Raw genomic sequence first — 26157 nt, forward strand, 5'->3', positions numbered from 1 at the left:
CCGCAGTTGAACAGGCCCTAATGTGAGCCACAAAAAAAAGCTTATATTGATATCAATCATAATATTAACTATCACTTGTAGCGCTCAACTACCGTTTGTAGGTTGAGCGTTTAGGTAAATAAAAAGGTGTTACAGGGTAACGCTGAGTCCATATTCTTTACTGCTTTGCTGTAGCCATAACCAGATGTAATCCGCAAAGCTGCGACGAATGATTAACTGGAAATTATACTCGCCTGTGCGCCTTATATGGGCAGACGATTTAGCTAAGGCAGTGCCAATTACCTTGTTTATGGGGAAACTATCTAAATGTAAATCATAGCCTATGGATTTTTGTAAAAGCTGCAGACAATCTTTACCACTTATCTCCAGCATAGTCTGGGCACCACTGATGTCAGATACTGCAAAATGTCCCCTAAGGGATTGTCTTAATTTGCCTTCTATAGCAGCTTCAGTGACTCCGTCAACTATGACCAACCACTCATCAGGTGATAACCACATTATAGTGGTGTTGGCATTTTGAGCAGATGAGCAGGGCGCTAAGGGTAGATCTAGATCTAAGGCGCTTTTTACGCCCTTTAAAAAATCGGGATCATTAGCATTACCCCGTAAATTTAAATGACCGAGTAATTTTGCCTCACGCAAGATGACACCACCGTTGATTTTCAAGGCCGCTAAGCCCGCAAAATCTGCATGCTCTAAGGGGGATTCTACTCTGGCTGAATTAGACATTTTGACGTTCTCCTTTGGGGTCATAAAAAACCGAACTACAGATTTCAGCTTCCACTGTTGTGCCATCCGCTAAGGGCAAAAATACGGATTGTCCTTTGCGATCGATGCCGCCTTTTACTACAGCTAGGGCGAAAGAGTAGCCTAAACAGGCACTAAAATAACTGGAGGTAACATGTCCAACCATAGTCATTGGTATGGCCTGACCTTTTTCAAAAACAATTTGTGCACCTTCTGGCAAGACAAAATTGGGATCTTTGGGTTTTAGTCCCACTAGTTGTTTGCGATCGCTGCGTTGGTTGTCTATGCGGGTCCAGGAACGTTTGCCCAGATAACTAAATTCTTTTTTCTTACCTACGACCCAATTCATATCCAGATCCTGAGGTGTCACTGAACCATCAGTATCTTGACCGATAATAATAAAACCCTTTTCGGCCCGTAATATGTGCATGGTCTCGGTGCCATAAGGCGTAATATTGAATTCTTCACCTGCCGCTATAACCGCTTCCCAAGTGTGCAGACCATAATTAGCTTGTACATTGATCTCAAAGGATAATTCACCGGTGAAAGAAATTCGGAATATTCTCGCTTTTACCCCGGCAACCTCTGCGGGGATCCACCCCATGTAGGGGAAGGCCTCATTGCTGACATCGGCCGAGGTGATTTTTTCTAAGACCTTACGGCTGTTAGGGCCAGATATGGTCATGGTCGCCCAATGATCCGTGACGGTACTAAAGTACACTTCCAGCTCAGGCCATTCAGTTTGGTGCCATAGTTCTAACCAAGCTAATACTCCCGGGGCCCCACCTGTGGTAGTGGTCATCAGAAAACGGTTGTCGTCTATGCAAGACGTCACACCATCGTCAAACACCATGCCATCTTCTTTACACATTACGCCATAACGACACCTGCCAGGGGCCAGTTGACTCCAGGGATTAGTGTATATGCGGTTTAAGAATTCTCGGGCGTCCTTACCTTGAATGTCTATTTTACCCAAAGTGGAGGCGTCCAAAATGCCCACGCTATTGCGGGTGGCTAAACATTCTCGCTGTAGCGATTGCTGCATGGTTTCACCCGGCTGAGGGAAGTACCAGGGACGTTTCCATTGGCCCACATCTTCAAATTCAGCGCCTTGGGCTAAATGCCAACTATGCATGGCAGTAAATCGAGCCGGATCAAATAATTGTTTTACATCACTGCCCGCTAAGGCACCGAAGGTAACAGGCGTATACATGGGACGGAAAATGGTGGTACCGGTTTCAGGTATCGTTTTACCTAGGGATTTGGCGGTGACCGCCATACCGTTTATATTACCTAACTTACCTTGATCGGTTCCAAAGCCTAAAGCGGTATAACGTTTTACGTGCTCTATAGATTCAAAGCCTTCGCGGTTGGCCATCTCTATGCCTGCAGCGGTGACATCGTTTTGATAATCGACGAACTGTTTAGGGGCGCGACTGGTGGGTTTAAAGTGGGGTATATGAAATAGCGCCATTGACGCAGATTCAGATAATTCATCTATTTGTGGTACTACGTTAAGGTCATCGTCGTGATCGTTTCCGTGACCTTTGCAGGCTTCTTGTGCCGCTACTGCGCCGCAGCTAAAACCGTCTTTCAGTGTCTGGGATAGATTATAGACACCCTGTAAACCGCCACATACATGTTGTGCCTGCACCGTTTCTCCAGGTACAAAACCCTGAATGTCGTCACGCCATACGGGCCTGCTGCCGGTATGGGAAGATAAATGGATCACCGGACTCCAGCCACCAGAACTGGCAACGGTATCACAGACATAATTAACTGAACTGCCCAAGACTTTATCAGCGCTGTCGTTGAGTTTTGCAACCTCCACGGATTTGACCCGCTTACTGCCTTTAACGTCGATAATGGCATGGCCAAATACAATATTGATCCCACGCTGCATGGCTTCTTTAACCATGTCGCCATCGGAGCTTGCACGGGTATCAACAATCAATGCAACCTTTCTGCCGGCGTCATGCCAATCTAAGGCGGCTTTATAGGCATAGTCATTGGTTGTCATTAGGGCTAAGGTTTTGCCGGGTACGACGCCATAACGATTAATATAGGTGGAGACTGCCGAGGCTAACATACAACCAGGCACATCGTTATTGCCGTACACTAATGGCCGTTCATGAGCGCCTGTGGCTAAAATAACTTGTTTGGCCCGCACTTTATGTAAACGTTGGCGGGTGCCGTTATGATCCACTTCGCCTAAATGATCGCTGCGGCGTTCATTTATGCCAATATAATTGTGATCAAAATAGCCAAATACGGTACTGCGTGGTAGCAAAATGACATTTTTATTCTGGGCCAATTCACTTATGGTCTTGTCTATCCATACTTGTGCCGCCTGGCCGTCGAGTAGCTGTCTGGTGCACAATAAGCTACCACCCAATTCATTCTGTTCGTCAGCAATAATAACCCGTGCGCCAGCGCGGGCAGCTGACAACGCAGCAGATAGACCTGCCGGGCCTGCACCTACTATCATTACATCACAATGGTGATGCAACTTATCATAACTATCTGGATCCGGTAATTGAGGACTACAACCTAGGCCTGCACCTTTACGAATAATTTTTTCATATGACATCCACATGGATTGGGGAAACATAAAAGTTTTATAATAAAACCCCGGTGGCATTGCTGCGCCACCTATTTTCCCTACCGTCCCCATCAAATCGAAATCCACGTTCGGCCAACCATTGGTTGAGTGGCACTCTAGGTTTTTATACAACTCAGTTTGTGTCGCCCGGGGATTCGGTATGGTGGTGGCTTGGCTTGAGCCCACCTGGAAAATAGCGTTTGGCTCCTGGGCATCAGCGGTGACAATGCCACGGGGGCGGCTATATTTAAAACTTCTGCCCACCACATCCACACCATTAGCTAATAACGCTGATGCCAGGGTGTCACCTTCAAAACCTTGATAGGTTTTGTTATTAAAAGTGAAAACTAAGGTTTTATGCCGATTGATACGGCCACCATTATCGACACGGTTTATCTGTTTCATTTTGTATCCTCAGTAGTGATACTGGGTTGTTGACCCATCTTGTAGGTTTCTAATATCTGATAGGTTACGGTATGTCGCGTCATATTAAAAAACTTGCGGCAACCGTGGCTATGAGCCCACATTTCATGATGTAGACCACGAGGATTTTTTCGAAAGAACAAGTAACTCGCCCACTCCTGGTCGGTGAGTTCCTCTGGCGCTAATGGACGTATAATGTGCGCTTCGCCCACAACGCTAAACTCTTCTTCTTCGCGATATTCTTCGCAGTAGGGACAATGGATATGTAACATGCTTAAAACTCCCGTACTTAGTGCGCAACACCGGCAGCGCCGTGTTCGTCAATTAATTTACCCGAAGTGAAACGGTCAATGTTAAAGGCTTTGGCCAGAGGGTGAGGCTCGTCTTTGGCAACGGTATGGGCAAATACCTGTCCCGAACCTGGTGTGGCTTTAAAGCCACCGGTACCCCAACCACAATTAAAATACAGTCCTTTAATATGGGTTTTAGATATGATGGGACAGGCATCGGGGCAGGTATCAACCACTCCTCCCCATGCGCGGTTTAAGCGTACTCGGCTGAATATGGGGAACATTTCAATAATGGCCGCAATGGTGTGCTCCACAACATCAAATGAGCCACGTTGACCATAACCCAGGTAACTGTCAATACCGGCACCAATGACCAGGTCGCCCTTGTCCGATTGGCTCAGATAACCATGCACATGATTCGACATCACCACTGTATCGAGTATGGGTTTAATGGGCTCAGATACCATGGCCTGTAAAGGATGTGACTCTAAGGGTAAGTCTATGCCCACCATTTTGGCCAAGGTACTAGAGTTACCAGATGCAACACAGGCAACTTTATCCGCAGAAATAAAACCACGGTTGGTTTCCACGCCACATACCGCGCCATCTTTACGGCGAATACCGGTTACTTCAGTTTGTTGCAATAAATCGACACCTAAGGCATCCGCAGCACGGGCAAAACCCCAGGCAACGGCGTCATGCCGTGCGGTGCCACCCCGGGCTTGCCAGGATGCGCCCATCACCGGATAGCGAGCGTTTTTGGAACAATCGAGAATGGGCACCTTCGCTTGCACTTGAGCGTTATTGAGTACTTGTGAATCAATACCATTGAGACGATTGGCGTTGACCCGCCGCTCTATGTCGCGCATATCTTGCAAGCTATGGCCGAGATTCAATACTCCCCGTTGGCTGAACATAAGATTATAATTTAGATCCTGAGCCAAACCTTCCCATAATTTTAATGAATGTTCGTACAAGTGAGCGGCTTCGTCCCACAAATAATTGGAGCGCACAATGGTGGTATTACGCGCCGTATTTCCACCACCAAGATAGCCTTTTTCAACCACTGCGATATTGGTTAAACCATGCTCTTTTGCCATATAATAGGCTGTCGCCAAACCATGACCACCGCCACCCACTATCACCACATCATAATGTTTTTTAGGCGCGGGATTACGCCACACGCGTTGCCAGTTTTCGTGATGACTCATGGAATGTTTTAACAGTCCGAACCCAGAGTATTTTTGCATGGTTCTACCTTATTCTTAATTTCGCGGTCAATATTTATGTGTTTATCAAATCCAATTATTTGGTTGAGGTCTATTGATTAGCTATAAACCGGATTCGCGTCACACAAGGCCAAGACTTTATTGCGCACTGAGTTGATGGTCGCTTCATTGTGTATGTCATCCAAAACATCGCAGATCCAGTGAGTCAATTCACACACGTCCTCAACACCAAAGCCTCTGCTGGTCACCGCAGGTGTGCCAATACGTAAACCACTGGTGACAAAGGGTGATTGAGGGTCGTTGGGTACAGAGTTTTTGTTTACTGTAATATTTGCCCGGCCCAAGGCCGCATCGGCGTCTTTACCTGTGATCCCTTTATTGATGAGATCTAACAAAAACAGGTGATTGTCGGTTCCACCAGATACGACGTTATAGCTGCGCTGCTTAAAAATTGCGGCCATAGCACGGGCGTTATCGATAACCTGTTGTTGATAGACAACAAAGTCCTCTTGCATGGCTTCTTTAAAGGAAATAGCTTTGGCTGCGATCACATGCATCAAGGGGCCACCCTGGCCACCAGGGAAAACGGCTGAATTGAGTTTTTTCTCTAAGGTGGCGTTTTCTTTGGCCAATATCAATCCACCACGAGGTCCACGCAAGGTTTTATGGGTAGTTGTAGTAACAACATCGGCAATAGGCACAGGATTAGGATAAAGCCCGGCGGCAACCAAACCTGCTACATGGGCCATATCGACAAAGAGCCAAGCGCCAATACTGTCGGCGATATCACGAAAGCGTTGCCAGTCAACGACGCGTGAGTAGGCCGAAAAACCGGCAATGATCATTTTCGGTTTGTGCTCTTGTGCTAATCTTTCAACTTGTTGATAGTTAATTTCACCAGTACTTTCATCCAGACCATATTGTATAGCATTGTAGATTTTTCCCGAAAAACTTACTTTTGAGCCATGAGTTAAATGGCCTCCATGGGCTAGACTCATGCCCAACACAGTATCACCCGGTTGTAGTAGCGCCATAAACACCGCGGCATTCGCTTGGGAGCCTGAATGAGGTTGGACATTGGCATAATCTGCAGAAAATAACGTTTTGGCGCGGTCGATGGCTACTTGTTCGACTATGTCGACATGTTCACAGCCACCATAATAACGTTTTCCTGGATAACCTTCAGCGTATTTATTGGTCAACTGAGTGCCCTGTGCTTGCATTACACGGGCACTGGTATAATTCTCTGAAGCAATCAGTTCTACATGATCCTGTTGTCGTTTATCTTCACTAAGGATTGCTTGCCATATTGGTTCATCAAAACCTGCTATTTGATCATTTTTGTAAAACATTGTGACATCTCCAGTGCCCGACAAAAGGCCCAGTTTTATGTGTGTAAAGCGTATAAAAGCAAGTTAAACTTGATATCAATGGTCTTGCTGTTGTCTGCTTCGAATACTTCGCTTGGCATACAATGGCCTGACCCTTTGATCAGAATAATATCCCTCGTTCGCCTAACCAATAGTTCTGCTAACGCCACACTTGCGACTATTAGCGACATGTTTTTCTGCTTAGAAATGTCGCTAAATAATCAGAAAAATTCTAACAAACAGTGATTTATAATGTGGGTCAAGACCCTATACCCAAATCCATTGGCGTTGCTGCTAGGCTTAATATTCGATAGACACATCGCCCTGGGGAATGCTGCAGCAGCTAAGAATATACCCTTCTGCTTCATCATCTTCGGTGATCCCTCCGTTGTGTGACATTTCTACCTTGCCAGTGGTTTTTTTAACAATACAGGTTCCGCACATCCCCATTCCACATCCTTTGGGTATGTGTAAACCTAGTAGTGCGGCCGCGGCATGCACCGTTTGTCCGGGTTGGATCTTCACCGATTTACCACTATTACTAAATTCTATTTGTAGTAGGTCCTGATTATCAATCTCTAGATTGGCATTATCATCAGCTTGTTGTTCGGCATCTAATAGGACTTCTTCTGGCGGAGCACTAAAACTTTCCTCATGGTAATTAGTCATGTCAAAACCAGCGGCTATGAGTATATTTTTTACTGCGTTCATATAAGGAGGGGGTCCGCAACAAAATACGGTTCGTTGCATGAAATCAGGGGCAATAATATCGAGTTTTTTGCGATCAAAAAAACCTGTGTAACCGCTCCAGCTTTCACCGTTTTCAACATATTCACAAATTAAATTCAGCTTAAAATTATCAATCCGCGTATCAATGAGTTCGAGTTCACGGCGATAGATGATGTCTTTGGGCGTTCGTGCGCTGTGCACAAAGATCATGTCAACGTTAGTATTGGTGTCATACCACCATCTCACCATCGACATTACCGGGGTAATACCCACACCACCGGAGAGCAGTAATACTTTGTCGTCGAAAATGTCAATGCAGTTAAAACGGCCCACGGGGCCATGTACCGCCAACAAATCTCCGGGCTTTAAATTATCATGCATCCAGTTCGATACTTGGCCATCTAGGATGCGTTTAATGGTCACCGAAAAGCTATAAGGCACAGACGGAGAGGACGATATGGTGTAACTACGCAGGACCTGCTGGCCATTAATTTCCAGTTCAAAGGTGACAAATTGACCTGGTTTAAAAAAATGCATGACCGGGGTGGTCGCATTAAAGCAAAAGGTATAAACGTCGGCCGTTTCATAGATAACTTTTACGCATTGAATTTCATGCCGGCCATTAGCCCAAGTCTGTGTATTAACTTCGGTAAAAGAGTTATCGCTCATAAAAATTGAGTTCCGATCATAAGCTTAATTGTGCATAGAATATCGTACAGTAAGCCTTCGCCTACTTCGCCAAAAACGACATAACTGTAACCAATATCACCAAAGTTGCAAAAAGGAATAAATCCAATTAAATCCAATTAAATCCAATACAGTAACAATGCAGTTTAATTATGACTAAATGTCGGTATTAGAGTGTGATTTTGTCGTTTATAGAGAAGTTGAGTTAACAAGAGGACTGCAAAATCAACAGAATAATTTAATGGGCTCATGCCAATTATGCAAAGGTCAAGTAATATCACGATGTACAGTTATAATCATAAGCTAAACGGCTTTTCTATACCGGTAATAGGGACATACCATGACTGATCGACATATCAAGCTTGATTCGCTTTTACCTGTATCGTGCAGTGAGCAAGTGTCTGAATATTTAAACTCTCACCCAGTCGGTTTTTCTTTGCCTCGGAAGTTTTACACCGACCAACATTATTTTGATCTTGAAATGGAACAAATCTTTCAAAAAGAATGGCTTTTTGTCGGTCTAACCTGTGAAATCCCAGCTAAAGGTAATTTTATTACACTTCAGATTGGTAGCAGTCCGATTACGATAGTTAGAGGTGATCAGGGTCAGATCAGGGCGTTTCATAATGTTTGTCGCCATCGTGGCTCGAAGTTGTGTTTGGCAAAACAGGGTAAAGTGGCCAAACTGGTGTGCTCCTATCATCAATGGACCTATGAGCTGGATGGTAATTTGCTTTATGCGGGCACAAATATGGGCAGTGATTTTGATAAATCAAAATTTTCATTACACCCCATTAATTGTCGAACCGCCGGGGGATATATGTATGTTTCCCTTAGTGATAATCCGACTAACATAGACGCCTATTTCGACGATCTGCAACGCTATCTTGAACCCTATGATCTTGACAATGCGAAAGTGGCTGTGCAAAGCACTATAGTTGAAGAGGCTAACTGGAAATTGGTGATTGAGAATAACCGAGAGTGTTACCATTGTGATGGTTCACATCCCGAGTTATTAACTAGCCTGTTGGAGTGGGATGACACCGAAGATCCTCGTGCCAGTGATGAATTTAGGGCTCTGGTGGCCAGTAAACAAGCCATTTGGGAAGCCGAAGGCATTCCTTATAAACATGTTTCCCACGGTCACGGTCTGCGTAATCGTATCGTACGTATGCCACTTAAAGATGGCACCGTAGCCATGACTCAAGATGGTCGTGCAGCCTGTAGTAAATTGATGGGGCGGATTAAAAATCCAGATTTGGGCTCTATGCGTATTTTACATTTACCTAACTCCTGGTGCCACGCGCAAGGTGATCATATTGTCGTCTTTGAGGTAAGACCCTTAGGGCCTCAGCTGACGGAGGTCATCACCAAATGGGTGGTCAATAAAGAGGCGGTTGAAGGTGTTGACTATAATATTGATAGGCTGACTTATGTGTGGAATGCAACAAACAGCCAAGACCGTAATTTGGTGGAAAACAATCAGCGTGGCGTTAACTCTATCGCTTATCAGCCGGGGCCCTATTCAGAAACCTATGAGTTTGGTGTGATCAATTTTATTGATTGGTTTAGTCACTCCATGCAAAAAAATATTGCGGCTAACGGTCCCCAATAAAGAACACGGCTATGGGCGTCAGTCGATTAACCCTGACGCTTTTAGACGGGGCGAATGACTGAGAAATAGTTAAGGTATTGATATTTGTTTTATCGCACATTAGGGTACTTATTAAAGTGGATTGATATACGATGGCTGCTTAGGTGGGCGCAGAATAATCGCTTAACTGAGTGACGGCTATATTGACCCGCTGATGAATCTGTGGATTATCTAGCGCCACCAATGCAATTAGTTGCAAACGCATACTGGGTGCCCAAAAACGTTGGATATGTTTGGCTATCTCGCTGATGCACTCAAGCTGCTCTCTACCATGTGATAGGTTGAGGGCAATTTGGTTGGCCATTTCAATCAAATGTGAGGTACTGGAATGTGACATTGGATATTCCCTTTGACTATGTTAGATGACGAATATTAGCTGTAATGAGTCTGTCTACCGCTTCGGGCAAAACCTACTAGGGTTAAATCTATTTGTTTGGCCACCTCAATAGCTAAGGTAGTGGGAGCCGATACCGCCACTAGATATCTCATACCCACACGACTCGCTTTACTCACCATCTCATAGCTGGCCCGACTAGAAATTAAGGCAAAACCCTGATTTAGCTTCAAGATGTCGAGCTTGTTCTTCGGCTGGCTTAACTGATGTCATTGAATGGCTCTGATGCTTTATTCAAAAAATGGTGCTGACGGGCGGTGAACTCTCGATATTCTGCCTGCCATTTAGCGGGTTCACTGACCTGAGTCACCTGCACCGCAGTCACCTTATATTCTGGGCAGTTGGTGGCCCAGTCTGAATTGTTGGTCGTCACTACATTGGCACCACTTAAGGGATGATGGAAGGTCGTATAGACTACACCGGGTTGCATACGCTTACTGATTGTAGCACGTAGTGCAGTCGTGCCAGCGCGACTGGCAATGCCTACCCAATCTCCTGGTGTAATGCCCCGTTCCTCGGCGTCGTGGGGATGGATCTCTAGTCTATCTTCTTCGTGCCAGATTTGGTTGTCGGTACGCCGGGTTTGCGCCCCTACATTGTATTGGCTCAAAATCCGTCCGGTGGTTAACAACAAGGGAAAGTGTTTATTGACTTTTTCTGGGGTAGCAACATATTCAGTAATCGCAAATTTACCCTGTTTGCCCACAAAATCACTTATGTGCATCACAGGTGTACCCTCGGGTGCTTGTTCATTACAAGGCCATTGAATACTGCCAAGCTTATCTAGCAGGGCATAATTGACACCGTTAAAGGTTGGAGTGAGTGCAGCAATTTCATCCATTATTTCTGAGGGATGAGCATAGTTCATCTCATAACCTAAGGCTTTCGCTAACGCGACCGTGACTTGCCAGTCTTCTTTGCCGGCCAAAGGCTGCATCAGTTTTCTGACTCTGGATATGCGTCGCTCTGCATTGGTGAAAGTCCCATTTTTTTCCATAAAGGACGAGCCGGGTAAAAACACATGGGCATATTTTGCGGTTTCATTTAAAAACAGATCCTGTACAACAATACATTCCATCGCCATCAATGCTTGTTGAACATGCTGGGTATTGGGATCAGATTGGGCGATATCTTCCCCCTGGCAATACAAGCCTTTAAAATGGCCATTAATTGCGCTATCAAACATGTTTGGAATACGTAAGCCTGGTTCGTGATCCAGCTCGACCTGCCAAGCATTTTCGAATAAATGGCGGGTAGTGGTATCACTCACATGGCGATAACCCGGTAACTCATGAGGGAATGACCCCATGTCACACGCACCTTGCACATTGTTTTGCCCACGTAAGGGGTTAACGCCCACCCCTTCACGGCCAATATTGCCGGTAGCCATGGCTAAATTGGCGATACCCATTACCGCGGAAGATCCTTGGGAATGTTCAGTGACTCCCAGACCATAATAAATAGCGCCGTTATTCGCCTTAGCATATAAACGCGCTGCCGCCCTCATTTCTTGGGCAGGCACGCCTGTTATCTGCCAGGTGTTTTCTGGCGCATGACGTGCATCCTTAATATGTTCAAACCATTTGCTAAAGGCAAGATCATTGCAGCGACGGGTGATAAAGTCATTATCGAGCAACGCTTCATCGACAATGACATGGGCGATGGCATTGATCAGCGCAACATTGGTCCCTGGGCGCAATTTTAGATGATGTTGGGCTTTGGTATGGGGGCTATTAACTAAATCAATAGTACGGGGATCAACCACGATAAGTTTCGCGCCCTGGCGCAGGCGACGTTTTAACATGGATGCAAACACCGGGTGTGCATCAGTGGGATTGGCACCAATGACTAAGATAACATCGGCGGCCATAACGGATTGAAATGTTTGAGTGCCAGATGACTCATTTAAGGTCGCTTTGAGTCCATAACCAGTAGGGGAGTGACACACTCGGGCGCAGGTATCGACATTGTTATTGTTAAACACCGCACGAACTAGCTTCTGCACTAAATAGGTTTCTTCATTAGTGCAGCGAGACGACGTTATTGCCCCAATGCTATTGCGTCCATGTTGTTCTTGGATGCTACGGAATTTATTGGCAGTGAAGTCCAAGGCTTGTTGCCAACTGACTTTCTGCCAAGGCTCATCAATGGAATTTCGGATCATTGGGGAAGTAATGCGATCCTTATGATTGGCATAACCAAAGGCAAAACGGCCTTTAACACAGGAATGACCCTGATTAGCCTGACCATTTTTATCCGGCACCATGCGGATCACCTTTTCACCCTGCATATCAGCCTTAAACGAACAGCCCACACCACAGTATGCACAGGTTGTGATCACACTGTGATCGGGCTGACCCATTTCAACGATGGATTTTTCCATGAGCGTAGAGGTGGGGCATGCTTGCACACAAGCGCCGCAAGACACACAATCAGAGTCGATGAAACTCTGGTTTTGCCCAGCCACCACTTTGGAGTCAAAACCTCGTCCCTCAATAGTTAAGGCAAAGGTGCCTTGAACGTCTTCACAAGCTCGCACACAACGGGAGCAGACAATGCATTTTGAGGCATCAAAGTCAAAATAAGGATTGGAGGTATCGGTGCTTGCATCCAGATGATTTTCGCCACTGAATCCGTAACGTACCTCGCGTAATCCCACGCCCCCCGCCATGTCTTGTAATTCGCAGTCACCATTCGCTGGGCAAGTTAAACAGTCTAGCGGGTGATCAGAAATATATAGCTCCATTACATTACGGCGTAACTTAGCCAAAGCCGGGGTTTGGGTTTGTACTTTCATACCCGCTTTGACCGGCGTTGTACAAGAAGCCGGCATACCTCGCATGCCTTCAATGCTTACCATACACAGGCGGCAGGAGCCAAAGGGCTCAAGATTATCACTGGCGCATAATTTAGGAATGTTAATATTTAAAATGGCCGCTGCACGTAGCACAGAAGTACCCTGTGGTACCGTAATCGATACTCCATCAATGTCTAAGGTTATCTCAGTGGTAGAGAATTTTTCAGGGGTACCCAAATCTCGCTGTGCATGAATAGGGTTGATAATCGAGTCTGTTTTAGGATCAAAATATTGGATCATTTGGACGTGTTCTCTTGATGAGTCGAGCGAGGGTCGACGAGTAAAGGTGCAAGGCCGAAATCAGCTGGATAATATTTTAAGGCACTTCTGACCGGGATTGGCGTCATCCCACCCATGGCGCACAATGAAGCCAATTCCATGGTGTCACATAGTTCATTTAATAGGCTCAGTGATTGCTGGCGCTGTCCTTGGTCGGCATGCACATCTGTGAGCTTGTCGATCACTTCCACGCCGCGCACTGCGCCAATGCGACAGGGGGTGCATTTACCGCAGGATTCTACGACACAAAACTCCATGGCAAAACGTGCTTGTACGGCCATATCCACAGTGTCGTCAAACACCACCACACCACCATGGCCAAGTACCGCGTTGATTTTAGCAAATTCTTCATAATCTATAGGGGTTGACCAGTGCTCAGGCGCTAGGTATGCGCCCAATGGACCACCAACTTGCACACTGCGCATGGGCCGATTAGTTTTACAGCCACCCCCCAAATCTTCCAGTAATTCATCTAAGCTCAAACCAAAGGCCAGTTCGAGTAAACCCGGTCGGGAAATATTGCCCGCTAACTGCATGGGAATGGTGCCCCTTGAGCGTCCAATGCCAAAATCCCGATAAAACTCACCGCCGCGACTTAAAATAATGGGCACAGAGGCTAGAGAGATAACGTTGTTGACGACGGTAGGCTGGCCGAATAAGCCTTCAATAGCAGGCAAGGGCGGCTTAGCTCTGACTACCCCCCGTTTACCTTCAAGACTTTCTAACAGGGATGTTTCTTCGCCACAAATATAGGCCCCCGCGCCTAAGCGTACTTCTAAGGCAAAACGTTTGCCGCTGCCACAAATATTGTCGCCCAAATACCCCGCTGCTTCTGCTCGGTTAATGGCCATATTCAATATTTTATGGGCTTGGGGATATTCGCTGCGCAAGTAGATATACCCCTGCGTGGCACCCACGGCCAAGCCTGCAATCAGCATACCTTCAATCAGTACCAGAGGATCACCCTCCATCAACATACGGTCAGCAAAGGTCCCTGAATCGCCTTCATCAGCGTTACACACAATGTACTTTTGCTCGGAGGGGGTATCAAGCACGGTTTGCCACTTGATCCCGGTTGGAAAGGCCGCGCCACCTCGGCCACGTAAACCTGACTCCTTGACTTGTAATACGATTGCTTGTGGGCTCTGAGACAGCGCGTTTTTTAAGCCTGTAAATCCGTCATGGCGGATATAATCCTCTATATCCAAGGGATCGATCAGACCTACTCTGGCAAAGGTTAAGCGCTGTTGTTTTTTCATCCAAGGTAGATTGTCGGTTAAACCTAGACACAGCCGATGATTATTGAGCCCAGAAAAGGGTTGTTGCTGGAAAATATCTGCTACATCCTCAGGCTTAACTGGGCCATACGCGATGCGGCCCTGGGCGGTTTCAAACTCAACTAAGGGCTCTAGCCAAACCATGCCTCTGGTGCCATTTCTTACCAGTGTTACATCCATGTCAGGCTGTTTGATTAAGTATTGCTGAATACGCTCAGCTACCGCTTCGCTGCCTTTAGACAGCGCACTGGTATCCAGTGACACAAAAACCCTATTTGCTATAGATGCGCAAGTGCTATTCATGTGAGCTCAACTTTATAGGTCACTAGTGCTTCCAATAATTCGTCAAATTTATTTATGTCCATTTCTCCGTATATTTTTTCACCAATACGAATAGCCGGGGAACAGGCACAATTCCCCAAGCAATAAACTGGCTCTAGGGTGTATTTCCCATCTTTTGTAGTTTGGTGATAATCAATATTCAAACGCTGTTTAATGTCTTTTTCTAATCCTGTTGAGCCCAAGGCTTGGCAGGACTCAGCAAGACATATGGAAATTTTATTTTGTCCGGGTTTATGCGTTAAAAAATGATGGTAGAAACTGATTACCCCGTGGATTTCAGCGCTGGATTGGTTCAGTGTTGAAGCAATCATAGGCACCACTTCAGGGGGAACATAACCCAATTGGTCTTGGATACTGTGTAATATAGGCAGCAGAGCACCAGGGAGGGTTTTATGTTGTTCAAGTAGGTTGTTTATTGTATGAATATCAGCTGTACTGATTGCGCTCATAGGTATTATTCATGTTGTGACTTTTATACCTCCACCTTAATGCCATTAGTGTAGTATACGTTTAACTGATTAAGACATACACATACCCAATTAAGACATGGTTCGGTATACACCAGCAACATTGATAAATAAAAAGATCACTTCATTTATGATAATGTCGTTTTAAGTGCCTATGTAGTCGTTATTGAAATGTCGGCGTGGTCGCTATTTCACCAGTATTAGCCGTGATAATATCTGCTGTTAATCGGATGAAAATACTGAAGAACTGATTAATAATCACTAAAACATAAAATTAATTTGTGCTAAACAAGAGGTATTGATTCATGTCATCCGCTTCTAATTTATATAATGATAAAAGCAATAAAACGTTAACTATAGGTTTTTTATTACAGAGTAATTTCACGATGATCGCTCTGTGTTCGGCTATTGAACCGCTACGCATGGCCAATCAGCTGGCTGGCAAAAAACTATATGCTTGGACTCTGATTAGTCAAGATGGTCATGCGGTGTTGGCCAGCGACGGTTTAAGTGTCAACGTGGATTGTCGTATTGATAAACACCGTCTCTATGACGCAGTGGTAGTGTGTGGAGGAATTGCGATTAAAGATACCATCACCAAGGCAACCCTAAGCTGGTTGAACTACTTATCTCGCAATAAAGTGACCTTAGGCGGGATCTGTACGGGCAGTTACCTCTTGGCAAAGGCTGGCTTATTGGACGGCATTAAATGCACCATACATTGGGAACTCTTAGCCAGCTGGCAAGAGGAATTTCCAAATATCAAAAGTACTAATCAGCTGTTTACCATTGAGAACAAACGTTGGTGCAGTTCAGGTGGCATTGCCCCAATGGATTTAATGTTATGCCTTATCGGCAAAGCCCATGGTAAAGCATTGCAAATCGCCATTTGTGAGATGTTTAACCATGAACATTTTCGTGATGAGTCTGAGATGCAACGTATTCCATTGCAGCATGTTTTAGGCGCAAATCAATCCAAATTACAAGAAATCGTCCATTTAATGGAGGCGAATATTGAAGAAATATTAAGTTTGGATGAGCTGGCTTCTTATGTGGTCTTATCCAGACGTCAGCTTGAGCGTTTATTTCAGCGATACTTACATTGCTCACCCCACCGCTATTATTTGCAAATACGCTTAACCCGAGCGCGTCAATTAATTAAACAGACCAATCTGTCCATTATCGAAGTCGCTATTTGCTGTGGTTTTGTTTCTACCCCCCACTTTAGTAAATGTTATCGTAATACATTTAGGATCCCACCAAGAGATGAACGCGTCAATCGTGGTCTAACATTGCCATCTGAGGCTGCCAGTGAAGAGTCTACTTTTGGTTCAATTCTGTGTACTAGTTGAGACTTTTTTGATGTATATACTGCTCTGCGTAGATAAATTTACTTTACTTATAGTAGGGCTACCTCCATCTATTATAAGTAACCCCCCCTCAAATACTTTGCCTGTGCAGATTAAATTTTCTGCTTAGGAAAAATATAATGTGTAGATTAAACAACTTTTTATCACCTGCATGTAGCTAGCTAACCTTTTTATTGTGAAAAACGTAAGCCCTGGATATCTCAGTTTAGCTTATCTGCGTTCTTTGCCCAGTTGCGTTTATCCGGTTCACACAAATAGGCGTCTTTTAGCAAAGGGAGATATCATATGCGACCTTGCCTTTAGAACAAACACGACGTGATTAGCCAATAATGAGTCGTATTAGCCCAAATCAGCCATATTGCCAATGCTAGACTGAATCAAGATTTCTACTTCGTACAACAGTCAAAAAAGCTTCGGTAATTTGAGGATAAAAGCATGCAAAACGCACAAGAGTTGCACAGCAACTCCATTATATTTGATGGTTTGGTGATCGCCAAATGGAACAGAGCTCTTTTTGAAGATATGCACCGCGGTGGCTTGACTGCAGCCAACTGCACGGTGTCAGTGTGGGACGGTTTTCAGGCGACTGTGAATAACATTGTCGAGTTTAATCAATTTTTTCAGAACGATAGTGACTTGATTATACCTGTGACTAAAACTTCTGATATAGCACGGGCTAAAGAACTAGGCAAAACTGGCATCATATTAGGCTTTCAAAATGCCAATGCGTTTGAAGATCAAATCGGCTATGTGGAAATATTTAAAAAGCTTGGTGTTGGTATAGTACAGATGGCCTACAACACGCAAAATTTAGTAGGCACTGGCTGTTATGAACGCGACGGTGGATTGTCTGGCTTTGGTCGTGAAATCGTGGCTGAAATGAACCGAGTCGGCATGATGTGTGATCTTAGTCATGTTGGACCACAAACCTCAATCGAGGTGATTGAGGCATCGACTAAACCCGTGTGTTATTCCCATTGTTTACCCTTAGGCCTTAAAGAGCACCCCCGTAATAAGTCTGACGAAGAATTAAAATTTATTGCCGATAGAAACGGCTTTATTGGTATCACCATGTTTGCCCCTTTTTTGAAAAAAGGCATTGATTCTACCGTTGATGACTATGTTGAAGCGATAGATTATGTGATTGATCTAGTCGGAGAAGATTGTGTCGGTATAGGCACCGACTTCACTCAAGGCCATGATCAAACTTTTTTTGATATGTTAACTCACGATAAAGGCTATGCACGGCGTTTGACTAATTTTGGCAAAATTGTGAACCCATTGGGCATACGTACCTTAGGTGAATTTCCCAATTTAACCGCGACCATGTTAAAGCATGATTGGTCAGAGCAAAAAATCCGCAAAGTGATGGGTGAGAACTGGGTAAATGTCTTAAAAGACGTATGGGGAGAATAGCCGATGACTAGTCACAGTCCAGAAATGCCAATACAAGTAGATGATGAAACGGGTGTGTGGAGCACAGATTCTTTGCCCATGTTGTATGTGCCAAGGCACTTTTTTGTTAACAATCATATGGCAATAGAAGAAGCGTTAGGCGCTGAAAAATATGCTGAAGTTTTATATAAGGCTGGGTATAAATCGGCCTACTACTGGTGCGAAAAAGAAGCCGCAGCCCATGGGTTATCGGGTGAGGCAGTATTTGAGCATTATATGAAACGTTTATCGCAGCGTGGCTGGGGATTTTTTATTACCGAATTTCTCGATTTAAAAGCAGGTAAGGCGCGAGTTCGATTGGAACACTCAGCCTTTGTTTATCAGTACGGAAAAGTTAATCGCAAAGTTGATTATATGTTTACGGGCTGGTTTGCAGGCGCTATGGATCAAATCGCTGACAGTCTTGGTTATGAGGTTAAAACTCAGGCCATACAAGTGCAATGTGCTGCCGAAGATGGCTGTGAATCCGGAATTTTTGACGTGTCACCCTTGTAGGTACAGACAAACATTTCTAACCAATATTATTACTCAATTCTGTGAGGGGCCAACATGGCACAGTTTGACGCATTATTTAAGCCATTAAAAATTAATCAGCTGACAATTCGAAATCGAGTAGTCAGTACCGCACATGCCGAAGTGTATGCCACTGAAGGCGGCATGACGACAGAACGTTATGTGAAATATTATGAAGAAAAATCCAAAGGGGGCGTAGGACTTTGTATTTGTGGTGGCTCAAGCGTGGTGTCAATTGATAGCCCTCAGGAATGGTGGAAATCAGTTAATTTGTCCACCGATAGGATTATTCCACATTTTCAAAATTTAGCCGATGCCGTGCATAAACATGGCGGCAAAATTATGATCCAAATCACCCATATGGGCCGTCGTTCCCGTTGGGATGGTGGTAACTGGAGTACCCTGGTCAGCCCCAGCGGGATCCGTGAACCGGTGCATCGTGCAACCTGCAAATCCATCGAGGTTGAAGAGATGCAGCGTATCATTGGTGATTTTGCCAAAGCGGCTGGACGGGCCAAAGCCGGCGGTTTGGACGGGGTGGAATTATCTGCTGTGCATCAACATTTGATTGACCAGTTTTGGAGTCCAAGAGTAAACCAACGTACCGATGAATGGGGTGGCAGTTTCGAAAACCGTATGCGCTTTGGTATGGAAGTGCTAAAAGCGGTGCGCGCAGAAGTGGGTCGTGATTTTGCGGTGGGCTTACGTATTACCGGCGATGAATTTCATGCTGATGGTCTAAACCACGAAGACATGAAAGAAATCGCTGCGTACTACAATAAAACCGGCCTGCTGGACTTTTTTAGTGTCATCGGCTCCGGCTGTGACACCCACAATACTCTGGCCAACGTTATTCCCAACATGAGTTATCCTCCAGAGCCGTTTTTACATTTGGCCGCGGGTATCAAAGGCGTGGTTGATGTGCCGGTCATGCATGCCCAAAACATTAAAGATCCGAACCAGGCACAACGCATTCTTGAAGCCGGTTATGTGGATTTTGTGGGTATGACTCGAGCCCATATTGCGGATCCTCATTTAATCACCAAAATTAAACTCAATCAGATTGACCAAATCAAACAATGTGTGGGTGCAAACTATTGCATCGACCGTCAGTACCAGGGTTTAGACGTGTTGTGTATTCAAAATGCTGCCACGTCCCGAGAATCCACCATGCCGCATATTATCCAAAAAACCAGCGGTGTTATTCGCAAGGTTGTCGTCATAGGCGGTGGGCCTGGAGGGATGGAAGCGGCTCGTGTGTGTGCAGAACGAGGACACAAGGTTAGCTTGATTGAGAAAAACCCTGAATTAGGAGGACAAATCACCATTGCCTCCAAAGCACCACAGCGTGACCAAATTGCCGGGATCACCCGTTGGTTTGCCCTGGAATTGGCCCGTTTGGGCGTGGATGTACAGTTAAATACTGCTGCCGATGAAGCTACGATCCGCGGGACGAATGCCGACGTGATTATTTTAGCGACAGGTGCACAGCCCTTTTTGACGCAAAACCCTCATTGGGGTGCAGCCGAAGGTTTAGTGGTAAGTTCATGGGACATTCTCAACGGCACAGTAGCACCGGGTAAAAATGTGTTGGTGTACGATACTATTTGTGAATTCAGCGGCTTGTCGGTGGCTGATTTTCTAGCTCACGCCGGCGCACAAGTTGAAATGGTGACTGACGACATCAAACCCGGTGCTGCTGTAGGTGGTACTACTTTCCCTACCTATTACCGCAGTTTGTATGAGCGTGAAGTGATCATGAGCTCTGATTTGGTTCTGGAAAAGGTCTACCGCGAAGGGGATAAATTGGTCGCCGTACTGGAAAATGAATATACCGGGCAGCAAGAAGAAAGAGTGGTTGACCAAGTCGTGGTTGAAAACGGTGTGCGCCCGGATGAACGGTTATATTTCCAACTTAAACAAGATTCACGTAACAAAGGGCAAATTGATATCGAAGCCTTATATGCAGCCAAGCCCCAGCCCGCTTTAACAGAGGCTGCTGATGGTTATCTGCTTTATCGGATTGGTGATTGTGTTGCTCAGCGTAACACCCACGCAGCGATTTATGACGCGCTACGTCTGTGCAAGGATTTTTAGTCAGCTTGCATGGCGCGACGCAATTTGCACTCATCACTAGGTCAAAGCTGGGGACGTTTGTGCCCAGCTTGATATTAGCTGTGATTGTTAAAACCCCATCTCACTATAGGTATTGTCATGTCTTTTGCTGAGTTTTTACCGCAACTGTTGCCCATATTAATACTGCTTGGCTTAGTGCTTGCTGTCATAGGCGCGCTGCGCAGAATATTGTTATGGCGCCAGGGGCAGGAGTCGACCATTCACTGGGCAGGATTATTTTCCATCCCGCAGCGTTATTTGGTGGATCTGCATCATGTGGTAGCCAGTGATAAATATATATCCAATACCCATGTGGCGACCGCAGGTGGCTTTGTACTAACCGCCCTATTGGTTATTTTAATTTACCTGTTTGATGTTGCTACAAATATCCTAAATTATGCACTCTTAGCATCGAGTGGCTTAATGTTTGTTGGTGCAGTTTTTGTTTTAATGCGCCGTATCAATCCGCCGCCTAACCTATCACTCGGTCCTTGGTCGCGACTGCCTTATAGTTTGCTGATTTTTTCCTCAAGTTTTTTTGTGTTAACTCTACCTGCTTCTGGCTTGTTACCAATCGATTCAGGGAGTTGGTTACTCGCCATTTTATTAGTTGTTGGGATCATCTGGGGGGTGGGCGAAATGTTTTTTGGTCTGACCTGGGGCGGGCCAATGAAACACGCTTTTGCGGGGGCACTGCATTTGGGTTTACACCGTCGTCAGGATCGTTTTGGTGGCGGCCGTTCAACGGGCTTGATCAGTATTGACCTGGAAAAAGACAAATTAGGCGTAGAAAAACCAGAAGATTTTAAATGGAGTCAGTTATTAAGCTTTGATGCATGTGTTGAATGTGGCCGCTGCGAAAAAGCGTGTCCTGCATTCGCGGCGGGGCAACCGCTAAATCCGAAAAAAATCATCCAGGACATGGTTGTCGGCATGGCTGGTGGTAATACTGCCAAATTTGCCGGCAGCGCATACCCTGGCGTTGAGCTCGGTAGCCACAAGGGTGGGGCTGTTATCCCCATTGTTGATGTGCTATTAGAAGCCAATACCCTATGGTCATGTACTACTTGCCGAGCTTGTGTACAAGAATGTCCAATGATGATTGAACATGTTGATGCCATAGTTGACATGCGCCGTTTTGAAACCATGGAAAAGGGAAAAACACCCGGCAAAGGGGCTGAAGTATTAGACAATTTGAATACCACTGACAATCCTAACGGCCATGCGCCTAGTAGTAGAATGAATTGGGCAGCAGACCAAAATTTAGCCGTGTTTGGCAGCGATGTAGATCGCGCCGACGTGTTGTTGTGGATTGGTGATGCGGCGTTTGATATGCGCAATCAGCGCACATTGCGCGCTATGATCACTTTGTTAAGAGCCGCTAAAGTTGACTTTGCGGTGTTGGGTGACTGTGAATGCGACAGCGGCGATTTAGCCCGACGTTTAGGTGACGAAGCAACCTTTCAACGTTTGGCGAAAACCAATATTGCCACGATGAGCCAGTTTGAGTTTAAGCATATAGTGACCGCCGATCCTCATGCTTTTCATTGCCTTAAGAATGAATACGCCGATTTTGGCGGCCACTACGATGTTTATCACCATACTGGCTTTTTTGCTGACCTGGTTAAAAATGGGAAAATTAAACTTAATACGAATAATGCCATTTCTCTTACCTACCATGATCCTTGTTATTTAGGTCGATACAACGGGGAATACGATGCGCCGCGCTATTTACTCGAAGCGATGGGCATTAATGTTAAAGAGATGGAGCGCAGTAAATCCAAATCCCGTTGTTGTGGCGGCGGCGGCGGTGCTGCAGTGACGGATATCCCGGGTAAACAACGGATCCCGGATATGCGAATGGATGACGCCAATTCCACTGGGGCGGAAATTGTCGCAGTCGCCTGTCCTGGATGTAGTCAGATGTTAGAAGGTGTGGTTGAACCGCGTCCTCAAGTTAAAGACATTGCTGAATTGATGCTAGATGCATTGTGTGAGGAGGTTGTCTAATGAGCGATATTTTCCGTCGTGATCCAAGGACACAGTGGATAGCCCGCAATAGATTACATCCTTTACATGTCGCAAACATAGGGGAGCCTGAGCGCGGCCCCAGTGGATTGCTACGCAAAAACCTGCACAATATTGGCTTTATTGGTGCTAATGGCGTTAAACGCATTGACCGTTCAGGTGATTCAAAGGGTGGTTTATCAGGGCGTAAAGCGACCACAGCCGTTGAGATTGTTTTACCACTGCATCAAATAGATAAGCCAGATTTTTACATATTGGTGGTCGTGGATTTGGTGTCTGCTCGATTAAACAATCATGACAGGGATACCTTAGGTTTGGCGCATCATATGGCTAATAGCAACAACGCCAAAGGTGCAGTAGTTGCCGTCTTATTTGGAGAGGTGAAAGAAGACAAGCTGGATACCGCGGGTATTGATCGGTTGATCCACTTCGACACTTCTGCATACCAGAGCTACAACCCGGAACAACGTTGTGCTGACCTATGCAACATAGTCAATGAATTGCAACCTAAACACATTCTGTTGCCAGACAGTATCAACGGTGGTGGAGACTTAGGTCGTCGTTTAGCGGCTAAACTAGACCAGCGACCGGCGTGCGGCGTGTGGAAAGTCAATGGTGAACAATTGGTATGCCGTGGTGGTGCAGGTAAAACTGACATTACTCGCCCTATGGCCAAAATATTGTTAGTACTTGAAGAGTGTAGTGAGCCTGTCAGCGAAACACGCCATCAAAGTTTGTTGATGCCCGTTGTTTCATCTGTGACCGTCAAGCAACGTATTCTTGATTTAGGTAATATGAGTGTTGACCCAAATGCGATTAACTTGGCTGAGGCTGGCTTTATATTGTCGGGTGGAAATGGCGTAAAAGATTGGCCTGAATTTCACTTGGCAGCGAAAATATTGGGAGCAACAGAGGGGGCAAGTCGTGTTGCAGTGGACGATGGGTTTATGCCAAGAGATCGTCAGGTTGGAGCATCAGGTACCTGGGTAACCGCTAGAGTATATATCGCTGTCGGTATTTCAGGTGCTATTCAGCACATGCAGGGAATTGCTCAATGCGACAAAGTAGTGGCAATTAATAATAATGATAGCTGCGATATGGTGAAACGCGCTGATTTAAGTGCTATTGGAGACAGTAGCGAAATACTCGGTGAGTTGCTTAATGTAGTGCGCCAGCACGCAGCGGAAAAACCAGTTAACCATGTTGTTATCAATCATGGATAAATACAATATGATATTTGATCCAAGTCTGAACATTGTAACACTTGTTTCTATCGGCGAGCACCCATTGTCTGGACGGCCACGTCGTGCTGAACAGGATGCTAGAGCCTTAGAGCTGGGTCTAAAATTAGTAGCTGATAATTTACAAGTATTATATATCGGTCAGGCGAAAAGCCCCGCGACAGTCAGTGTATTAAAAGATTACCTAGGTATGGGTTTAGGCCAAATACAGGTATTAGACGTGCCTCCACAAGCCGATATTAGCAACACTTTGCTAGAAAATTTTAAAGCAAATTGTCCTGATATCATTTTAACAGGGGGCCGTGCTGAAAACGGCGAATCGTCGGGCATGATCCCTTATCTATTGGCTGAGCAATTAAATATCCCAATCGTCACTTCAATTACAGATATTGTATCCATTGATATGCTGACTGGACTGGCTGAAGTTTTACAGGCTTTGCCTCGAGGGCAACGTCGGAAAATAAAAGTAAGCCTGCCATTTGTCGCTAGTGTTGATATGGCGGCACCCGCTCCAAGACAAAGTGCCTATGGCTGCGCTATGCGGGGACAGTTGGTTGTTAAAGACTTCAATCAGAGTATTGATGATGTTGGACAACGTCATTGGCAAGTTAACAGTGCTCAAATGCGTCCTAAAAGACTCAAAATTGTTAAGGCTAAAACCGCAGCCGACCGTTTTAAAGCGGCCACAGCAAAAATTCAAGGGGGCTCTGGTAAGGTGATTTACGATAGCAAGGAGTCAGCCCAAGAAATATTCAAACTACTTCGTGATGAAGAGATGTTGTAGTTCATTGGCGAGAAGAACGTTAAAAAATGGCAGGATTACCCAAGAGATTGATGAAACTGAGATAAAAGAAGACGATTTGTAATCTGAGTATTAAAACGAAAAACCTCGCTATTTAGCGGGGTTTTTTTATGTTTTTTCAAAAATAGGTGATGATTAAGTCAACTGGGAACTACTACAAATTAACCTTAGTTCGCTAAGTCATCTAAAATATTAATGAGCTGCATACTGGCTTGTTCCATTTGTTCAAAAGATAATAAGCTTTGTTTGATATCACCACTTTGTAATTGTTTTAAAGCAGTAATGCCACTCTGGTGTACTTCAGCGTGAGGTCTTTCGATGGCTTTAAAAGACGAGTTTTTTTGGTACTTGCGTGATTGATCACTGCTATACCATTGTCCTAACCTACATTGTTTATGATCTATGAATGAATCTACAGATTTTTGAGAACGCCCTAGCGCCACTTCATAAACTTCGCCTTTGAAAACAATATGATCTAACTTCACCGTCTGAATAAAACTTCTATCTGTCACCTCGACAATGGATGATTTCATTGCGCCGACTGTGCTGTTAATGCCGCTGTAACTCTCATTTAAGCCAGCAATGGTATTAGATAGCTCAACGTTTGACTCTTCAAGTGCTGTCGCAAATTTAACGCCTGACTCGGTGTCTTGTTTAATTCTGGCAATGAGCCCACCCACTTCTTCTGCAGATTTACTGGTATTACTTGCCAAACTTCTCACTTCATCGGCTACGACAGAAAACCCACGACCGGCATCTCCAGCCCTCGCTGCTTCAATTGCCGCATTAAGTGCTAACAAGTTTGTTTGATCCGATATTTTAGATATGGTCACTACAAATGAATTAATGCTGTCGGCAATGGCTTCTAAGTTAGCCATGCTTTGTGACATATTTTGCATTTTTTCGGTTATTTGCTCCATACCGCCAGCAATATTTGTTATGGATTTTTGACCGCTCTCTAACACATGGTTCAGCTCATCAATAGTTTGGGCTTCGTCATGGATAACTTCATAGGAAGACAGAACAGACTCTCTTATGCTTGCCACTTGTCCAATACAATCAAGTAAGTTGGGCCAAATCTGTTTATCAAAACTCATTTCTTCTTGGATAACTGAAGCCGCCTTTACCTGGCTTAATTCAGCTATGAGGTCTTCATTCTCAGTTTTATAGCGATTCTTTTCTGCATCTATATGAGCTAATTTTTGTTCTAATTCAACATATCTGCTTTTACTGACCAACATGAATTGAGGCTCCACATATTTAATAAATAATAAAGGTGCTAGGTA

Annotated in this window: 21 protein-coding genes; 8 read left to right on the forward strand and 13 right to left on the reverse strand. The window is 45.1% G+C overall.

Annotated elements, in window-relative coordinates; translation table 11 throughout:
* Positions 1-129 precede the first annotated feature (129 nt).
* From CXF95_RS13620 to CXF95_RS13645, 7 genes are all read right to left on the reverse strand, one after another.
* Positions 130-729, reverse strand: coding sequence for a sarcosine oxidase subunit gamma (locus CXF95_RS13620; protein WP_101199181.1), 600 nt, complete (start codon positions 727-729; stop codon positions 130-132).
* Entirely contained in the window at positions 722-3754 is a 3033-nt protein-coding gene (locus tag CXF95_RS13625) for a sarcosine oxidase subunit alpha (RefSeq protein WP_101199182.1), read from the reverse strand. Before CXF95_RS13625 ends, CXF95_RS13620 begins: the two co-directional genes overlap by 8 nt.
* Positions 3751-4044, reverse strand: coding sequence for a sarcosine oxidase subunit delta (locus tag CXF95_RS13630; protein ID WP_101199183.1), 294 nt, complete (start codon positions 4042-4044; stop codon positions 3751-3753). Before CXF95_RS13630 ends, CXF95_RS13625 begins: the two co-directional genes overlap by 4 nt.
* Before the next feature lie 17 nt (positions 4045-4061).
* Positions 4062-5312: a sarcosine oxidase subunit beta family protein gene (locus CXF95_RS13635; protein WP_101199184.1), complete on the reverse strand. Its 1251-nt coding sequence runs from the start codon at positions 5310-5312 to the stop codon at positions 4062-4064.
* Between the two features lie 77 nt (positions 5313-5389).
* Positions 5390-6643 carry a serine hydroxymethyltransferase gene (gene glyA, locus CXF95_RS13640; protein ID WP_101199185.1) on the reverse strand — a complete coding sequence of 418 codons (1254 nt, stop codon included), beginning with the start codon at positions 6641-6643 and terminating at the stop codon, positions 5390-5392.
* A 35-nt stretch (positions 6644-6678) separates the two neighbouring features.
* The gene (locus CXF95_RS29610) at positions 6679-6852 is read right to left on the reverse strand and encodes a hypothetical protein (protein WP_157828148.1); all 174 of its coding nucleotides are present in this window, start codon (positions 6850-6852) and stop codon (positions 6679-6681) included.
* A 109-nt stretch (positions 6853-6961) separates the two neighbouring features.
* Positions 6962-8059: a hybrid-cluster NAD(P)-dependent oxidoreductase gene (locus CXF95_RS13645; protein WP_101199186.1), complete on the reverse strand. Its 1098-nt coding sequence runs from the start codon at positions 8057-8059 to the stop codon at positions 6962-6964.
* A gap of 358 nt (positions 8060-8417) precedes the next feature.
* Here CXF95_RS13645 and CXF95_RS13650 point away from each other — a divergent pair, with 358 nt between their 5' ends.
* Positions 8418-9692: an SRPBCC family protein gene (locus tag CXF95_RS13650; RefSeq protein ID WP_101199187.1), complete on the forward strand. Its 1275-nt coding sequence runs from the start codon at positions 8418-8420 to the stop codon at positions 9690-9692.
* Positions 9693-9831: 139 nt separating this feature from the next.
* Here CXF95_RS13650 and CXF95_RS13655 read toward each other — a convergent pair whose 3' ends face one another.
* The 5 genes from CXF95_RS13655 to CXF95_RS13675 are packed head-to-tail and all read right to left on the reverse strand — an operon-like array spanning position 9832 to position 15329.
* Positions 9832-10068: a formate dehydrogenase subunit delta gene (locus CXF95_RS13655; RefSeq protein WP_101199188.1), complete on the reverse strand. Its 237-nt coding sequence runs from the start codon at positions 10066-10068 to the stop codon at positions 9832-9834.
* A 35-nt stretch (positions 10069-10103) separates the two neighbouring features.
* Positions 10104-10298 carry a formate dehydrogenase accessory sulfurtransferase FdhD gene (locus CXF95_RS13660; protein WP_232787842.1) on the reverse strand — a complete coding sequence of 65 codons (195 nt, stop codon included), beginning with the start codon at positions 10296-10298 and terminating at the stop codon, positions 10104-10106.
* A gap of 26 nt (positions 10299-10324) precedes the next feature.
* On the reverse strand, positions 10325-13222 hold the full coding sequence (fdhF, locus tag CXF95_RS13665) for a formate dehydrogenase subunit alpha (RefSeq protein ID WP_101199190.1): 2898 nt from the start codon (positions 13220-13222) through the stop codon (positions 10325-10327).
* Positions 13219-14841: an NADH-quinone oxidoreductase subunit NuoF gene (locus tag CXF95_RS13670; RefSeq protein WP_232787843.1), complete on the reverse strand. Its 1623-nt coding sequence runs from the start codon at positions 14839-14841 to the stop codon at positions 13219-13221. The genes fdhF and CXF95_RS13670 overlap by 4 nt, the downstream gene beginning before the upstream one ends.
* Positions 14838-15329 (reverse strand): formate dehydrogenase subunit gamma, encoded by a 492-nt coding sequence (locus CXF95_RS13675; RefSeq protein WP_101199191.1) that lies wholly within the window; start codon positions 15327-15329, stop codon positions 14838-14840. Before CXF95_RS13675 ends, CXF95_RS13670 begins: the two co-directional genes overlap by 4 nt.
* A gap of 323 nt (positions 15330-15652) precedes the next feature.
* On the opposite strand from CXF95_RS13675, the gene CXF95_RS13680 reads away from it, so the two are divergent.
* From CXF95_RS13680 to CXF95_RS13710, 7 genes are all read left to right on the forward strand, one after another.
* On the forward strand, positions 15653-16699 hold the full coding sequence (locus CXF95_RS13680) for a GlxA family transcriptional regulator (RefSeq protein WP_101199192.1): 1047 nt from the start codon (positions 15653-15655) through the stop codon (positions 16697-16699).
* Between the two features lie 453 nt (positions 16700-17152).
* Entirely contained in the window at positions 17153-18133 is a 981-nt protein-coding gene (locus CXF95_RS13685; protein WP_101199193.1) for a dipeptidase, read from the forward strand.
* A 3-nt stretch (positions 18134-18136) separates the two neighbouring features.
* Entirely contained in the window at positions 18137-18667 is a 531-nt protein-coding gene (locus CXF95_RS13690) for a 4-vinyl reductase (protein WP_101199194.1), read from the forward strand.
* Between the two features lie 54 nt (positions 18668-18721).
* Entirely contained in the window at positions 18722-20782 is a 2061-nt protein-coding gene (gene dgcA / locus CXF95_RS13695) for a dimethylglycine demethylation protein DgcA (protein ID WP_101199195.1), read from the forward strand.
* Between the two features lie 117 nt (positions 20783-20899).
* Positions 20900-22810, forward strand: a complete 1911-nt coding sequence (locus CXF95_RS13700; protein ID WP_101199196.1) for a (Fe-S)-binding protein — start codon at positions 20900-20902, stop codon at positions 22808-22810.
* On the forward strand, positions 22810-24051 hold the full coding sequence (locus tag CXF95_RS13705; RefSeq protein WP_101199197.1) for an electron transfer flavoprotein subunit alpha/FixB family protein: 1242 nt from the start codon (positions 22810-22812) through the stop codon (positions 24049-24051). The genes CXF95_RS13700 and CXF95_RS13705 overlap by 1 nt, the downstream gene beginning before the upstream one ends.
* Complete coding sequence (locus tag CXF95_RS13710; protein ID WP_101199308.1) at positions 24044-24853, forward strand: electron transfer flavoprotein subunit beta; 810 nt, start codon at positions 24044-24046, stop codon at positions 24851-24853. Before CXF95_RS13705 ends, CXF95_RS13710 begins: the two co-directional genes overlap by 8 nt.
* A 185-nt stretch (positions 24854-25038) precedes the next feature.
* On the opposite strand, the gene CXF95_RS31265 is transcribed toward CXF95_RS13710, so the two are convergent.
* On the reverse strand, positions 25039-26112 hold the full coding sequence (locus CXF95_RS31265) for a methyl-accepting chemotaxis protein (protein WP_101199309.1): 1074 nt from the start codon (positions 26110-26112) through the stop codon (positions 25039-25041).
* Positions 26113-26157: the final 45 nt, after the last annotated feature.

The sequence above is a fragment of the Paraglaciecola sp. MB-3u-78 genome (genome assembly GCF_002835935.1).
Lineage (GTDB): Bacteria > Pseudomonadota > Gammaproteobacteria > Enterobacterales > Alteromonadaceae > Paraglaciecola.